The 15,400-nt window shown below is 61.1% G+C and carries 10 protein-coding genes; 3 read left to right on the top strand and 7 right to left on the bottom strand.

Annotated elements, in window-relative coordinates:
* Positions 1-2 precede the first annotated feature (2 nt).
* The 3 genes from AAAV21_RS03770 to AAAV21_RS03760 all read left to right on the top strand — a co-directional run bounded on the left by AAAV21_RS03770 (position 3) and on the right by AAAV21_RS03760 (position 4,138).
* The gene (locus AAAV21_RS03770) at positions 3-1,484 is read left to right on the top strand and encodes a glutamate synthase subunit beta (RefSeq protein ID WP_349107600.1); all 1,482 of its coding nucleotides are present in this window, start codon (positions 3-5) and stop codon (positions 1,482-1,484) included.
* A gap of 353 nt (positions 1,485-1,837) precedes the next feature.
* Entirely contained in the window at positions 1,838-2,545 is a 708-nt protein-coding gene (locus AAAV21_RS03765) for a hypothetical protein (protein WP_349107598.1), read from the top strand.
* A gap of 222 nt (positions 2,546-2,767) precedes the next feature.
* Complete coding sequence (locus AAAV21_RS03760; protein WP_349107595.1) at positions 2,768-4,138, top strand: amidohydrolase family protein; 1,371 nt, start codon at positions 2,768-2,770, stop codon at positions 4,136-4,138.
* A gap of 133 nt (positions 4,139-4,271) precedes the next feature.
* Here the strand turns inward: AAAV21_RS03760 and AAAV21_RS03755 are convergent, their stop codons facing one another.
* The 7 genes from AAAV21_RS03755 to AAAV21_RS03725 all read right to left on the bottom strand — a co-directional run bounded on the left by AAAV21_RS03755 (position 4,272) and on the right by AAAV21_RS03725 (position 15,151).
* Entirely contained in the window at positions 4,272-4,745 is a 474-nt protein-coding gene (locus AAAV21_RS03755; RefSeq protein WP_349107594.1) for a hypothetical protein, read from the bottom strand.
* 112 nt (positions 4,746-4,857) lie between these two features.
* The gene (locus AAAV21_RS03750; RefSeq protein WP_089572203.1) at positions 4,858-5,130 is read right to left on the bottom strand and encodes a metal-sensing transcriptional repressor; all 273 of its coding nucleotides are present in this window, start codon (positions 5,128-5,130) and stop codon (positions 4,858-4,860) included.
* Between the two features lie 41 nt (positions 5,131-5,171).
* On the bottom strand, positions 5,172-5,393 hold the full coding sequence (locus AAAV21_RS03745; RefSeq protein WP_349107592.1) for a heavy metal-associated domain-containing protein: 222 nt from the start codon (positions 5,391-5,393) through the stop codon (positions 5,172-5,174).
* Positions 5,394-5,522: 129 nt separating this feature from the next.
* Positions 5,523-7,859 carry a heavy metal translocating P-type ATPase gene (locus AAAV21_RS03740; protein WP_349107590.1) on the bottom strand — a complete coding sequence of 779 codons (2,337 nt, stop codon included), beginning with the start codon at positions 7,857-7,859 and terminating at the stop codon, positions 5,523-5,525.
* Positions 7,860-8,357: 498 nt separating this feature from the next.
* Positions 8,358-11,693, bottom strand: a complete 3,336-nt coding sequence (locus AAAV21_RS03735; protein WP_349107588.1) for a CAP domain-containing protein — start codon at positions 11,691-11,693, stop codon at positions 8,358-8,360.
* Positions 11,694-11,933: 240 nt separating this feature from the next.
* Entirely contained in the window at positions 11,934-14,018 is a 2,085-nt protein-coding gene (locus AAAV21_RS03730) for a DUF6273 domain-containing protein (RefSeq protein ID WP_349107586.1), read from the bottom strand.
* A gap of 53 nt (positions 14,019-14,071) precedes the next feature.
* A complete protein-coding gene (locus AAAV21_RS03725) occupies positions 14,072-15,151 on the bottom strand; it encodes an FHA domain-containing protein (RefSeq protein WP_349107584.1) in 1,080 nt (359 codons plus the stop codon).
* Between the last annotated feature and the right edge of the window lie 249 nt (positions 15,152-15,400).

Here is a 15,400-nt window from a genome sequence, read left to right as displayed (position 1 = left end):
CCATGGGTAAGCCCGGTGCTTTTCTTGATATCGATCGCGTGGCCCACGAGCTTCGCCCCGTGGAGGAGCGCAGCCGCGATTTCGATCCGCTGTACGTGGAGCTCGACGACGACGCACGTCGTGCCCAGGCGAGCCGTTGCATGATGTGCGGTGTGGCGTTTTGTCAGATGGGCGCGAGCTTTGGCAAGGCACGCCCGAGCGGCTGCCCGCTGCACAACCTGATTCCCGAGTGGAATGAGCTGGTGTACCGCGGCCGCTGGGACGAGGCTGCCGAGCGTCTGTCGCTCACCTCGCCCATGCCTGAGTTTACGAGTCGCGTGTGCCCGGCACTGTGCGAGGCCGCGTGCAACCTGGGCTCGGTCGACGGCCAGCCCACGACGATTCACGACAACGAGCGTGCGATCAGCGACCATGAGTGGGCCAACGGCGGCCCGCGTCGCTTTGAGCCGGCAGGGGAGGGCGCACCCACGGTTGCCGTGGTTGGTTCCGGCCCGGCTGGTCTGGTGGCTGCATGGGAGCTTGCGCGTCGCGGCGCCCGCGTGACGGTGTTTGAGCGCGACGACCGCCCGGGCGGTCTGCTCATGTACGGCATTCCCAACATGAAGCTCGAGAAGTCTGTGGTCGAGCGTCGCGTGGCACTTATGCGTGAGCTGGGCATTGTGTTCGAGCTGGGTGCTGACGTTACGAACCCTGCGGTGGCGGCCAAGCTCAATGGCTTTGACGCCGTCGTGGTGGCTGCCGGCGCTCGTGCTCCGCGTGGACTGGCTGCTGAGAATATTGACGCGCCCGGCGTGGTGTACGCGGTGGACTACCTGACGGCTTCGACCGTCTCGGTGCTCGATGGCGGCGAGCCTGCCATCGATGCACGCGGCCTGGACGTTGCGGTCATTGGCGGTGGCGATACCGGCAACGACTGCGTGGGTACCGCCGTGCGTCAGGGCGCGCGCAGCGTGCGCCAGTTTGAGTTCTTGCCGGCTGCGACCGATAAGCGCGCGGCGAGCAACCCCTGGCCGCAGTGGCCCAACGTTAAGAAGACCGACTACGGCCAGCAAGAGGCTATCGCTGCGATGGGTGGCGAGATGCGTGCCTGGGGCGTGGATACCCTCGAGGTGCTGCTGGACAAGAAGGGTGCGGCTGCGGGCCTGCGCGTGGTCGATCTGGACTGGTCGGCGGGAAAGCCCGAGCGCATCGCGGGCTCTGAGCACGAGGTGCCGGCCCAGCTGGTGCTCATTGCCTGCGGCTTTACGGGCCCGGAGCACAGCGTGTTCGACGCTGCCGGCGTGCCTGTTGCCGCCGCTGGCCGTCCGCTGCCGGTGATGGCTGCCGAGGGCTCGCACCTTGCGGCCCGTGTCGACGGCGTTGCCGCGGATGCCGCGCCGGTGTATGTTGCCGGTGATGCTCGCAACGGCAGCTCGCTCGTGGTGAACGCCATGGCCGATGCCCTGGCCTGCGCAGCCGAAGTCGCCGATGCGCTGGAGCTGTAAAGTAGTCATTTAAGAGCATCCCCAATGACTGGTCATTTTTTGTCTGGTCGTTGGGGACACTCTTTGCGATCGATTTGCTCGTTTGCCGACGTACGGGTGTTCATTTGTCGACTTCTTTGGCTGTGGCCACCTGTTGTTTCTGTGGTGGCTGCGGGCATCTGGCTCAAAAGGGCGGGTTGGCTGTCTATGTCTACCTGCTGTTTTGTTGTGGTGCGCATTTTCGGTCAAGCTTTTCGTCAAGTGTTTGGTCAGCATCTGGTTTGCAGCCGGAGGCCTATTTTGCCCGCGCTGGTCGTGGCTGCCCACCCTCCTCGTAAGCTCAAATTGAGGTCTATCAGTTTGAGGAGGATGCCATGACTGACCACGCTTTTGACCGAGCAGAGCTGGCTGAAGCCGTCGGCAACGATATTGCCGACATGGCCCATTTTTGGATGCTGCGGAAGTTCCAGTTTTTGGAGCCGGCGCGCGAACAGTTCGAGATCATTGTCGACCCGTGGCTCAGCTATTGCACCGAGCCTTCGCAAAACGAAATCATGGCCTACAACATGGCATTTACCGATTGGCTGCTCTTCGAGCGCCCCTATCGCCATGGCAAGACGCTGCTCGAGCTGTATGTTGAAGAGCCGCCGACATCGCTTTCGCCTGCCTCGCTCAAGCGGCTCGAGCAGGTACGCGACACGCAGTATTTCTCGCGCTTTGGCATTTTGGACAAGGATCCTGCGACTGGTATGGTCGCGCTGAAGGACACGCGCACCGACCGTCGCTTTGATGTCTACGACCCGCATATCGTGCAAAAGGAGCATTGGAGCGACGGAGCGATTGCGGTGCGCCTCGCCTGCGTCGACGATGTCTGGCTGACGGCGGGACAACTCTATCTGTATGACATCGCACGCCTGAGTGACACGGCGGTCGATGGGCCTGGTGCGGTGCATCCGGAGGACCTGCAGGATGGCTTTGACACCTCGTGCATCAGCTTCTTCTTGCGTCTGGTCCGCGACATCATGGGCGCCCAGGGGCGGTACGTGAAGTCACTCAACATCTACGAGCAGGAGTGGGAGTAGGAGCTGCTGATAAGTCTCGATCTGTAACGTTTAACGGCCTGGGGGCGGCCTAACTGTTACAGATTGAGATGTTTCGTCAGCACGGCCGAAGTATCGCCACGCTGTCTCCGTTTGTCCTCACATCTCTCTCGTCCCTCCGTTAACCGATATGCTCGACTTTAGGTCGCTGCATTAGGTGATAATGGACAAATGTTCAAGTTAATCGTGAGGGAGGAGCTCGATATGGCATCTGCCGATCGTTCCACGTTGTTTATCAATGCGACCATTCTGGATGGTTCGGAACATATGGAGCCGCAACCCGATATGGCCGTGACTGTTGAGCGCGGCGTCATCACCTGGATGGGGCCGAGTGCTGTGGCGCAGGCGCCTGCAGGTGCCGAGGTTATCGACCTGGGTGGTGCGTATCTTATGCCCGGTCTCATCAATATGCACGTGCACCTGTGCGGCTCGGGCAAGCCTGTCTCGGCCGGCGATGCGGGAGCGCTGATGAAGAAACTCGATAATCCCGTGGGCCGTGCCATCGTCCGCCGCATCCTCAAGGGCAGTGCCCAGCAGCAGCTGGCAAGCGGCGTGACCACGGTGCGCGGCGCGGGCGACCCGTTGTTTGCCGACATTGCCGTGCGCGACGCTATCGACGCTGGCAAGTATCAGGGTCCGCGCCTGGTAGCGCCGGGAACGGGCGTCACGGTGCCGGGCGGCCATGGCGCGGGCTTGTTCGCCCAGGTGGCCAACAGCCCCGTCGAGGCAGCCGAGCAGGTGCGAGACCTGTATGCGCGCGGCGCCGACGTCATTAAGCTGTTCGTAACGGGCGGTGTGTTCGATGCGACCGAGGTGGGCGAGCCGGGCGTGCTGCGTATGCCGGTGGAGGTTGCCGCGGCGGCGTGCAAGGCGGCGCACGAGGTGGGCCTGCCGGCTATGGCTCATGTCGAGAGCACCGAGGGCGTGAAGGCCGCGCTTGAGGCCGGGGTCGACACGATCGAGCACGGTGCCCCGATGACGCCCGAGATCCTGGAGCTGTACCGTGGCGCCGCGGGCACGCAGCTTGAGGATCGTGCGCCCAGCGTTACCTGCACTATCAGCCCGGCGCTGCCGTTTGTGTTGCTCGATCCGGAGAAGACCCATTCGACTGACACGCAAAAGAAGAACGGCGACATCGTGTGCTCGGGCATTATCGAGAGTGCTCGTGCGGCGCTGGAAGCTGGCGTTAAGGTGGGCCTTGGCACAGATTCGAGCTGCCCGTTCGTGACGCAGTACGACATGTGGCGTGAGGTGGCCTATTTTGCCAAGTACGTGGGCGTGAGCAACGCCTTCGCGCTGCATACGGCTACGCAGGTCAATGCCGAGCTCCTGGGGCTGGGCGGCGAGACCGGTACGATCGAGTGCGGCAAGGCCGCCGATATCCTGGTGACGCGCAAGAATCCGCTCGATGACCTGTGCGCTCTGCGTGAGCCGACGCATGTGATGTGTCGCGGTGATCTGGTACGCAAGCTCAAGGTGAAGCGTATTCCCGAGGTGGACGCCGAGCTCGACGCGATTATGGCCATGCCTGCCGAAGCGCTGGCCGAGGAGCTGGCCCGCGACGGTTTGGCGTAGATGTGACAAAGGTGCAGCTCCGTTGCCGCATACAAAAAGCCGAGGTCTCAACACGAGGCCTCGGCTTTTTTATCGAACAAATACTTAAGATTTGGGACAAACAAACCTGATTAATTTGTCCCGCGTGCGGGCGCTAGGAGCGGGTTTCCATCTTGGCGTGGCACTTGGGGCAGGTGACGCGGATCTTGCCTTTGCCCTTGGGGACGGAGAGCATCTGGCCGCAGTTGGGACACTTGAGGTACGCCGTGGTCTTGCGGCCCTTCCACATCTTCTTGGCCGTGCGCTTGGCGCGCTCAAAGTCTTCCTTGCTGGTGCCGGCCGCGCGCGAGGCGTTGGCAGCTGCGGCGCCGCCGCCCAAGCTGGCGACGAACTTGCCTAGGCCGGGGACGTTCGCGGTCGCGGTGACAAAGGCCGCGTTCTCCTTGCGGCGCGCGTCGATGTTCTTGGACAGGCCGCGCAGCACGCCGAGCACGATCACGGCGATGGCGATCCAGCTGAGCCACTGGATGCGGGCCATCGATCCGATCATCGCGATGACGATTCCAGCAAAGCCCATCACGATGGTGAGCTCATCGGCGCCGTTGCGACCCTTCATAAAGTCATTCATGCACATTGCCTTTCATTCGATATGCTGCACGCCCTTATACCCGATTTGGTGCAAAGGGGACAGGTTAATCTGCACCAAGGTGGTGCAAACGTGCCTGTCCCCGGAGCGCCAATTACTTGGAGAGCTTGTCGACGACGCGCTCGATCTCGGCGAGCTTGGCGGCCTTGAGTTCCTCGTCGCCCGATTCAATTGCCGAGGTCACGCAACCCTCAATGTGGGCCTTGAGCACATCGGCGTTGATGCGCGCTATGAGTGCCTGCGTTGCCATGAGCTGCGTGGAAATATCGACGCAGTAGCGGTCCTCCTCGACCATCCGCAGGATGCCGTCGATCTGACCGCGTGCCGTCTTGAGCATGCGGGTCACCGATTTATGGTCTGCCATCATGGCGGGTCCTCGTTTCTGGTCGGGGGGGTACGTGCGGGTCGCTACGCGGCGGTCACAGACAGGGCGTGGAACTTCTCGCCGGCGCCCTCGACGGCGTCAGCGAGCTGCTCGGCGGTCACGGTGTCGGCACACTCCACCTGTACGGTCTGAGTCTCGTGATCGGCATCGGCGTCGGTCACGCCGGCAACGTTGAGCAGTGCCGTCTCGACAGTAGCGTCGCAGTGGCCGCACATAAGGCCCGAGGTTTTGATCGTGTAGTTCATGGTTGTACTCCTTATCGATTGAGGTTTTCTGACAGTTTAGTCGTGAACAGAGTCATCTTAAAGGTGCGCTGAGGTGCCCGAGATTGCCCCGAAAGGCGAGCGACGGTTTGAGGGGCAAGGTCGGGTGCCTCAGCGTGCCGTCTTGGGCTTAAAGGTTCGTAGGCGCAATGCATTAGTCACGACACACACGCTCGACAGGCTCATGGCCGCGGCGCCGAACATCGGCGAGAGCTGCCAGCCGGTGAGGGGGAAGAACACGCCCGCCGCCAGCGGAATGCCGATGCCGTTATAGAACAGCGCCCAGAACAGGTCCTGCTTGATGTTGCGGATCGTGGCGCGCGAAAGTTCGATGGCGCGCGCCACATCCATGAGGTCGCTGCGCATGAGCACCACATCTGCCCCTTCCTTGGCGATGTCGGCGCCGGTGCCGATAGCAAGGCCCACGTCGGCGCGCGCCAGGGCGGGGGAGTCGTTGATGCCGTCGCCCACCATGGTGACCTTGCCGCCCGCATCCTGCAGTTCGCGCACGTGGCGTTCCTTGTCGGCGGGCAGGACGTCGGCGATAACCTGTTCGCTGCTCAGTCCCACGCGGCGGGCGATGGCCTCGGCCGTCACGCGGTTATCGCCGGTGAGCATGCGCACATCGACGCCGAGCTTGCGCAATGCGGCAATGGCAGCAGCGCTCGTCTCTTTGACCTCGTCGGCCACGGCGATGGTGCCGACAAGCTCGCCGTTCTTGGCAAAGAACAGCGGCGTTTTGCCCTCGGTGGCAAATTGCTCGGCAAGGCCGGCGGGCACCTCCGCGCCCAGCTCGTTCATCAGGCGCACGTTGCCGGCAGCGATGGCGTTTTGTCCCTCGCGCGCCGTAACGCCTCGTCCGGGCACAGCGGCAAAGTCCTCGACCATGCGCGCGACAATTCCACGCGCCTCGCACTCGGCCATAATCGCCTCTGCCAGCGGGTGCTCGCTCGAGCGCTCCAGCGCGGCGGCCAGCTTGAGCAGCGCCTTTTCGCTCATGGCGGGCGAGCCGTCAGCGCGCGTGGCTACCACGATATCGGTCACGGCCGGCTTGCCGCGGGTGACCGTACCCGTCTTGTCGAGCACCACGGTGCCCACGCTGCGCAGGTTCTCCAGCGCCTCGGCGCTCTTGAACAGAATGCCCATCTCGGCGCCCTTGCCGGTGCCCACCATAATGGCGACGGGCGTGGCCAGGCCCAGCGCGCATGGGCAACTGATCACCAGCACGGCCACTGCGGAGGTGAGCGCCTCGTTGATGCTGCCGGTCAGTGCTATCCACACCGCAAAGGTCACAGCCGAGATCACGAACACCACGGGTACGAACACACCGGCGACTTTGTCGGCCAAGCGGGCGATAGGCGCCTTGGTGGCATTGGCGTCCTCGACGAGTTGGATGATCTTGGCAAGCGACGTGTCGGCTCCCACGCGTGTGGCGCGGAAGGTAAACGAGCCGGTGCGATTGACCGTGGCGGCGTTGACGGTATCGCCGACGGTTTTCTCCGCGGGGATGGACTCGCCAGTGAGTGCGCTCTCGTCTACGGCCGAGCTGCCCTCGAGCACTACGCCATCGACGGGAATGGACTCCCCGGGGCGCACGCGCAAGACCTGGCCGGGAAGGATGGCATCGACGTCGACGGTGGTCTCGCTGCCGTCCTCTGCCACGACGGTCGCGGTCTTGGGCGCCAAGTCGATGAGCGCCTCGATAGCGCCGCCGGTCTTGGACTTGCTGCGCGTCTCGAGGTATTTGCCCACGGTGACCAGCGACAGGATCGTGCCGGCGCTCTCAAAATACAGATTGTCCATGCCTGTCATCATGGCCTTGTGGATTTGCCCGGCGGCCAGCTGGTCGGCCATGATAAACATGGCGTAGAGCGACCAGGCAATGGACGCGGTGGCGCCGACGGCGATGAGGGCGTCCATGGTGGGCGCGCCGTGGACCAGCGACTTGAAGCCATTGATAAAGTACGCGTCGTTGACGTAGACGATGGGGATGAGCAGGACGAGCTCGGTGAGGGCGAGCGTCATGCTGTGGGTATGGTCAGTGAAGATGCCGGGCAGCGGCCAACCGAGCATGTGCCCCATGCCTATGTAGAACAGCGGGATGAGGAATACGATCGAGATGATGAGGCGGATGCGCATGGCGGAGGCGGCGGCCTCCAGCTTTTTGGTCGGCGACTCCATATGGGCGGCGCCGGACCTGACTTGCGTGCTGCCGCTTGAGGCCGCGGCGCCCGCTTCGACGGGCGAGGCAGAGTAGCCTGCGCGGTCGACAGCGGTGCAGATATCGTCAGGGGAGACCTGTGCGGGGTCGTAGTCCACCAGCATGGAACCGGCGAGCAGGTTGACCGCGACGCTTTGGACGCCGTCGAGCTTGCTCACGGCGCGGTCCACATGCGCCTGGCAGGCGGCGCATGTCATACCGCCCACGTCGAACTTATCTTGAGCCATGGCTTCTCCTTTCCGTGGTTCGGTATTGGAATTGTTAACCCGCCGATACTATACACCCATACCCCCTGGGGGTGTCCAGTAATAGTTTGAATGTATGACTTTTCATTACAGATGAGGGTGGCTGCTCAATCGGTGGCCGTCTCTGCCAAACATCTCAATCTGTAACATCTGGTCCAGTTTTTGAGCCGTAACTGTTACAGATTGAGACATTACATCGAGCCACAACTTAACGTCTCAATCTGTAACGCCTGGGGACCGTTTTGCCTGCTAGATGTTACAGATCGAGACAAACCATTCGAGGGTAACCCGAACATCTCAATCTGTAACAGTAAGACAGATATTTGGGTCCTAGATGTTACAGATCGAGACAATCTCGGAGCAGATGCCCCGGCCATACAACGTAAAACGCCGGGGCGCCCGTGTGGTAGACGTCCCGGCGCATGTCAGGCGGGGTTTGCGAAGCGGTGGGAGGGAGGAGAAGCCGCCCTCCCGAAATCCTTACTCCTGACGACGTTTCTTGTCGGTTAGGAAGACGCCGGCGGCTACAAGCACGACGCCTCCGATGACAAACGTCTCACCGGCGAGCGCGGCACTGTCGCCTGTGGTGGGAAGTGCCGAGTTGGCGGCCGTCTTGGCGTTGCCGGCAGACGGCTTTCCGGCAACCGGCTTAGCGGCAGCCTGCGTGATCTTGGCCTGCTCGGCCTTCGCCGCCTCTTGCTCCTGGCGGGCGATCTCGTCCTTCAGGGCTTGCTCGGCGGCTACGCGTTTTGCCTTCGCCTCGTTGTAGCCGTTGAGAGCTGCGGCGTAGGCGGGCGTTGCAGCATCAAGGTCTGCCTGAGCGGCATCAAGTGCGGCCTTTGCGTTATGTTCTGCCTGCTTGGCGGCGACGCACTTGGCAAAGAGGGCATTGAGCGTATCGTTCGCGTTTGCGTCAGAGCCAGTTGCAATGCCGTTTTCGACGTTGATGGACTTGAGCTTTCCGAGGGTAGCGACAGCGGCATCTGATGCGGCCTGAGAATTCTCGACCGCTTGCTCGGCGTTCGCGATAGCATCATTTGCCGCACTGAGGGCGACTCCGGCCTCGGTAACTACTGCGTCGGCGTCCTGCTTGGCCGCCTCGGCGGTGGCAAGATTATCGGCCGCATTGCTCAGGGCGTCGGCATGGGCCTTCTTTGAGGCAAAGTCGTTTTTCGCCGTGGTCAGATCGCTCGCGGCGTGCTCCGCGTTCGTCGCCTTGTCCTCGGCGTTGTCCTTCGCGGTGCCGAGGGCCTGCTTCTTGGTAACTTCGTCGAGCTTCGCCTTTTCGAGAGCACTCTGGGCAGACGTCTGGGCTGCCGTGGCTTCATCAAGCGCCTGATGGGCCTTGTCAGCCTTCTCCTGAGCCGCAGCAACATCGGCAGAATACTTGGCAAGTTCCTTCTTTGCATCTTGCAGAGTCTGCTGCTTTACGAGAGTCTCTGCCTTGGCGTCATCAACCTTCTTCTGACTCTGAGCGGCTTGCTCTTGCGATGCCTTAAGCTCGGCGCGCTTCTGGTTGACGACCTGCTCTGCGGTCGCCACGTTGCTTTGGGCGGCTTTGACCTGGTCTTCGGCTTCGGCAACTTTTCTGTTTGCCTTGGCGAGATTCTGCTCTGCTAGGGCAACAGCGGCGGCGGAACTTGCTACGCTGTCGTTCTTGGCGGCAAGGTCGCTATTCGCGGCAACAATGTCTTCCTGCTTTTGAGCGACGAGGGTTTCAGCTGCCTTTACGGCATCGGCTTTCGATGCCGCTGTGCTGCGCTTTTGCTCGAGGTTTGCTTTCGCGGCGGCAAGGTTATCGCTGGCCTTGGAGAGGTTTAGCTGATACTGATCAAAGAGATTCTCGAGTTCATCGATCGAGTATTCTTTTTCGGCTGAACCGTAGTTGTTATCGATTTCCAAGACGAATGTGTATGGCCAATGGGTCCCACGTGAATTGATACCATATCCCATGGTCTTGGCATCAGGCTGCACGATATTCAAATAGTGGCCGACTTTGCCAAAGCCCACGCCTTGGGCTCCGAATTCGGTACCGTGACTCCAGAAAGTCTTCCAAGCATCTTTGGGGGCAACGTTGCCAAGGCCGGCTTTCGCTGCAGCCTCGTCAAATATCTTCTTTTCATCATCGACCCATTGGTGCGCGATGTTTTCTTTAGTGCTGAAGTTCCAAGCGGCATTTTCAAAATTGGCGTAATCCGAGTGGTCTAACATCGCATCAGAGTAATTGGAGTTGGACTGAGCGATCGCCATTTGCTCTGCCGTCACCTTAAGCTCGCTAAGGCCGACGCTTTTACGATATTCATTAATCTCGCGCAGCTTGCCAAACGAAAGCTTGGCGTTGTCGAGTGACGTGCCGTCCTTTTTATCGCCGATGGTCGTCGGGTTTAAGTCGCTCTGCTTATAGATGATGTTTGCAGCGTCATTGGCACCGATGGACTGGTAGAAGCCGATGACACTCTGCGCCTCCGCCGTCGTTGCCTTATCGGTTGCCGCCTTGCACGTATCGTATGCTTTCTGTGCATCGACAACGGCTTGATCGGCGGCCGCCTGGCTTGCCTTGGCAGTTTCGAGCGCCTTGTCTGCCTGCTCCTTCTCGGCTTTTGCCTGGTCGACTTGTTTCTGAGCGGCCTTTGCCTTCTCCAGTTCGGCAGCATGTGCCTGCTTTGCCGAGGCCAACTCCGATTGCGCCGCATCGGCTTTCGCCTGGGCTGCCGTTACACCATTTTCGGCTGCTGCGACTGTCTGCTTCTTAGCTTCGAGCTCGCTTTCGGCACCAGTGAGGGCGTCCTGCTTGGATGCAACGTCGCTATTTGCCTGAGAAAGGCTTGCTTCGGCAGCCGCCTGCTGCTGCTTCGCTTGGTCGAGTGCGCTTTGGGCAGCATCGACCTTTGCCTGCGCGGCGTCATACTCCGGGCCCTCGGCGCCTGCCTTTGCGGCCGCCAAATCGGCTTGTGCGCTGTCATACGCTGTCTGTGCTGCGACTACCTTACCATCCGCGGCGGTCTTTTCCTGCTGAGCGGAAGCCAGCGTGCCTACCGCCTCGTCGTAAGCGCTCTGCGCGGCGCTCTGAGCCTGCTGAGCGTCGGCGAGCGCGGAATCGGCAGTAGCCTTCGCAGCCTTTGCTTGGTCCAGAGCGGCCTGCGCATCTGCGGCAGCCTGCTCGGCGACCTTGATTTCCTCCGGCGTTGCGTTGGCGGCTGCCTTCTGGGCTGCCTCGAGCTTGGCCTGCGCATCAGCTGCCGCCTGCTTTGCGGTATCAAGGACCTTCGACTTGTCCTCGGCGTCGGTCTTGGCTGCATCGAGCTTTCCTTGGGCATCCTTCAGCGTGGCGCTGGCGCTGTCGGCCGCCTTGACGCTTTCATCGAGCTGGCGAGCATATTCGGCACGTGCGGCGGCCTCTGCCTGCGAATTATCGGAGACGGAGGCGTCATAGGTGCTTTGTGCGTTGTCGCGGGCCGCCTGGTTTTCGGTATAGGGGGCAGCCGCCGTGTCGTAGTCGGATTTGGCGTCTGCCTCGGCAGCCTTTGCGGCGTCGATCGCAGCCTGCAAGTCGGCAATTTTCTGGGCGTTTGTCTTTACTGCGGAACCTGCCGCCTCGCCGGCGTGGACAGCAAGCGGGGACATGATCGCGTCCTGTGCCGTGGTGTCACTCGCATCGTTGGCAAATGCCGAGAACGGCGCGAGCAGCGACGAGCCAGTCATAGCGATGGTGGTTGCCGCGGTGACGGCGAGTCGTGTTGCCTTGTGGCCCGAGAATGTGGGGCGAGGCTCGGCGACGCCTGAGGCTTCCAAGTGTTTAGGTGCGTACTTTGCCATTTCTTCTCCCAATCGTTGAAGGGGTACCTATGACAATTCGTACGTTACGACGGCCGAAGGGGCTTCTGTTGCGCAACATTGGCAAGGAAATATCGACACACTTGAGTCACATTTATGAGGCGAAGTTCTCGGCAAGCTAATGTCTCGTTCTGTAACATCGAGACCTGTATCTGCCGAGCTGGTGTTACAGATCGAGACAATTGCCGGGGAGGGGTCCCGTCACGGCAAGACGCCCGCTCCCTAGATGCAGAACCCGGGGATCACGCAGGTTCGCTTGCTTGGCTTTTCCGCAGGCGTTGCGTACGTAAAGACGTCGCCGTCGTAGCCCACACGGTTCATATAGAGTGCGCCTTCGCTCTCCGACGTGTCGGGACTCGCCGTTCGTTCCCACCAACAGGTGTCCTTGCCCTTCCACTGGCGAACCAACATCTCGTTCGTGGTATACGGACTTACCTTGAGCTCGCGGAAGAGCTGATACTCCTTGCCCTCGCAGTTGTAGATGTCTGCCAGGTAGTGATAGCCCTCGGCAAACGAATCGGGCGGTTGCGTACCGCACAGCTCGACCATGGCGGGCAGCCAAAGGGTTGCGGGCAACTCGCTCAGACACGATGCACTGTTGGCGGCGCCCACATTGTTCGAGACCTTCTTGACCCCTTTAATGAGCGCGCGCAACTCGTTGGGCAGCAGCCTAAGGCCGTCGCCGTCGAGCCATTCCCGCAGCTCGCAATCTGCCCAGCCGGCGCTCGACGGTTCAGTCGCAGCGTTGCGCTCGGTAATACCCGCATCGAACATAAACGTCAGCCCGGCCTTGCCCGTCCCGTCCAGAAGTTCGTCGTGGCGGATGCCCACAAGCTGAGCGCCGACCTCCAGCCCGTTGGCGAGCTTCACGCGCTTGGTGCACGGATAGGGGATATGCCCATCAACGTCGAGCAGGTGGTAGCGCTTGGCAATCTCGCGTGCCTCGCTACGGGTCTCGGCGGCCTTAATCTTGAGCGAAATCTCCTGCAGCTGAGCCCAGGTGTAGTCGTCAAGCGAACCGCGGATGCCGTCCAGGTAGTCGGGGATGCCAAAGCCATGGGTTGCCGCCCCGATAACGCCGAGCCCCGCAGCGGCTGCAACGACGCCGCCGATGACAAAGCGGCGGCGGGTCATGGCATCGTGACGGGCCTGCTCCAGGATCTCTCGTGCGCGCTCGACGGCGACGTCGACCTTAAGGTGCGTGCCAGAATCGATATCAATTGCGTCCTCGTCTCCTGCGCCCTCGCGGTCCTCAGATTCTGCAGCGGGGAGGTATGTCGAGAGCACCTCGAGCATCTGCTGCTCGGTAGGGCGATCGCCCTGTTCGACCGAGATGCCTTTCATGATGATCTGGACGAGCGCTTCATCGCCCTCGCAACGCGGCTCGAGCGGTGCCGGCTTGGTCTTGGTCTTTATGAGGTAGAACGAGCCGGTCGCCGCGGCACCCGTCGACTCGACATCGAACGGTTTGCGACCGCTGTAGAGCTGGTACAGAATGCTCGATAGCGCATAGACGTCGATGGCGGGCGAGCGGCGAAGGGCCGCAATGCCTTCGATATCCTGCGTGAGCATCTCGGGCGCGGCGTATGCGGGCGTGGCAAAGCGCCAGATGTCGGCGCGCCGGGTGATCGTGTCGTCGCCGAGGGCCATGGTCGCGGAGCCCATGTCGATGAGGCAGGGGTCAAAGGAGCAATCGACGATCTGCTGCTCGAGCGTTCGACTGGTGGTACGGAACATGATATTGGCGGGCGACAGGTCGCGATGGACGACCGGATTTACGAGCCCCTGGGTCATCAGGAGTGCGCGAAGCACGGCGTTTCCGACGGCGGCGACCATCTGGGTGGTTAGCCCGCCCGAGACATCGTTCGGAAGCAGGGGCAGCGCCTGCTTGAGCGAGGTGCCCTCGACCCACTCCATGAGGATGAGCGGGTCGTCCTCGCACGATCCATAGCCATAGACGCGCGGAAATCCGCGCAGGTTCGAGACGGTACACAGATGACGGTACTCCTCGAACAGCGCGACGGTGCTGGCCAGGTGCGCGGCAGATTGCTCGGCGGAGCGATCGGGGGCTTGGCCGGAAAGGATGGCGTTGTCCTTGAGCAGCTTGACGGCAAAGACCTCGCCGTTTGTGTTGGTCGCGCGAAGCACATGTCCGATATTGCCGCCGTCGCGGTATGCCGTCTGAAGAATAAGCGTCATAAATCGGCGCTTGGCATCATCCTCGGCGCTGGGGTCGACTGCCACGGCGGTATCGAACGTGTCGAGACGGATGAGTTTGTCGCCAGGGGCGGTGTTGGTGGTATCCAAGGCGTTCCTTCGTCTGGTGGGGCCGCGTGCTCACACGAGAACGCGATTATCGATTAAAGCCCATGATAGACGTGTTTGCCGACAAGCTGACTCGTATTGCTATTTATAGTGCAACGTGCAACGTAAATGATATAAGACGAGTGGCATCTGTTTCCCACGTCTCTACGCGCTAGTCCACAATAACGAGAAACGTTGTATAGAGACCCAAATGAAGTCTGTCGCTGTTGGCGATTTCCACGGGGGGGATAGACTTTGCCGAGCTCGCGTTGGTCGCGCGGCGGCTCAATCACAATATCGCCGTCGCCTGCACCCGATTCGAGCACCGTGCCGTTGGTCGATCCAAGGCCCTGGGCGTACCAGTGCTCACCCTCAAGCCAAATGCGAAGATGCTCGCGCGATGCGTCGGCGCCCACATCGGTGATGCTGGGCGAGGTTTTGGGCAAAGAACCAATCACGGTGCCGCGCGGATCGCGTGTGAGGGGATGGATTTGCATGTCGACGCAGTTGTCGGCATGTGTCCTGAGCAGACCGAGGTTGGGGGCGACGGTGCGTGGCTGCTCCAGGCTGCCCATAAAGCCACGTCCGACGGTAGTTTCGGTGGTGCCAAAGTGCCCGCCCGTCTTGCTGTCGCAAAAGCGCTCGACGGTGGCCACGCCTTGAACGGGATCGGCAAGTGCACCCGTTGCCACAAAGAGCATAAGGTAAAGCGTACTCTTCTCGCGCGCGGCATTGCCGTCAAAGTTATCGATGTGATTGAGGGCGTTTGCATATAGGCGGCCGTCCAATTTGTAGCTGGCGAGAGCCGACATCATTTCGTTGGCGGCCGGGCCGCGATAGTGCTCGGCGATTGCCTGATAGGCGGACTCGCCGCCGCCGAGCTTGCTGCAGATTGCCGCGGAAAGATTGAGCGTGGTGACGGCAAAGTCGCTGTAGATGGCGGGCGCGCACTGGTCAGGCTCGCGATGGACGATGTAACGGGTGAGATACGAGCGGTTGGAGGAGCATTTCTCGAGCAGGGTACTGCCGAGATAAGAGTTTCCATTGATGAGCATTCGGGCGATCTCGAGATGTCTAAGACCGCCGAACGAGCGAATATCGTTATAGAGGACCGAGCAAGGCGTCTCTGCTGCCACGGATACCTCCTTCGATTGCTTCCTAGCCAATAAGGCGATAGGAATTAATGGCCCTCGGTGGGCGACGTATTAAATGGCTGCGCAATATGTAGCGTAACCAAAGCAACATTATAGGCCACATGTTCGAAATTGCAGGAAGACTGAGAGATTTGGTTTGGACTGGACGGTAATCCCTTGATTCGCAACTTCATCCGAACACTTCCCACATTCATCCGTACATGTACGGATGAATGTGGGAATCCGATACCC

It is taken from the genome of Collinsella sp. CLA-AA-H302 (assembly GCF_040093305.1).
Classification (GTDB): domain Bacteria; phylum Actinomycetota; class Coriobacteriia; order Coriobacteriales; family Coriobacteriaceae; genus Collinsella.
This window is presented reverse-complemented; position numbering and strand designations above follow the sequence as displayed.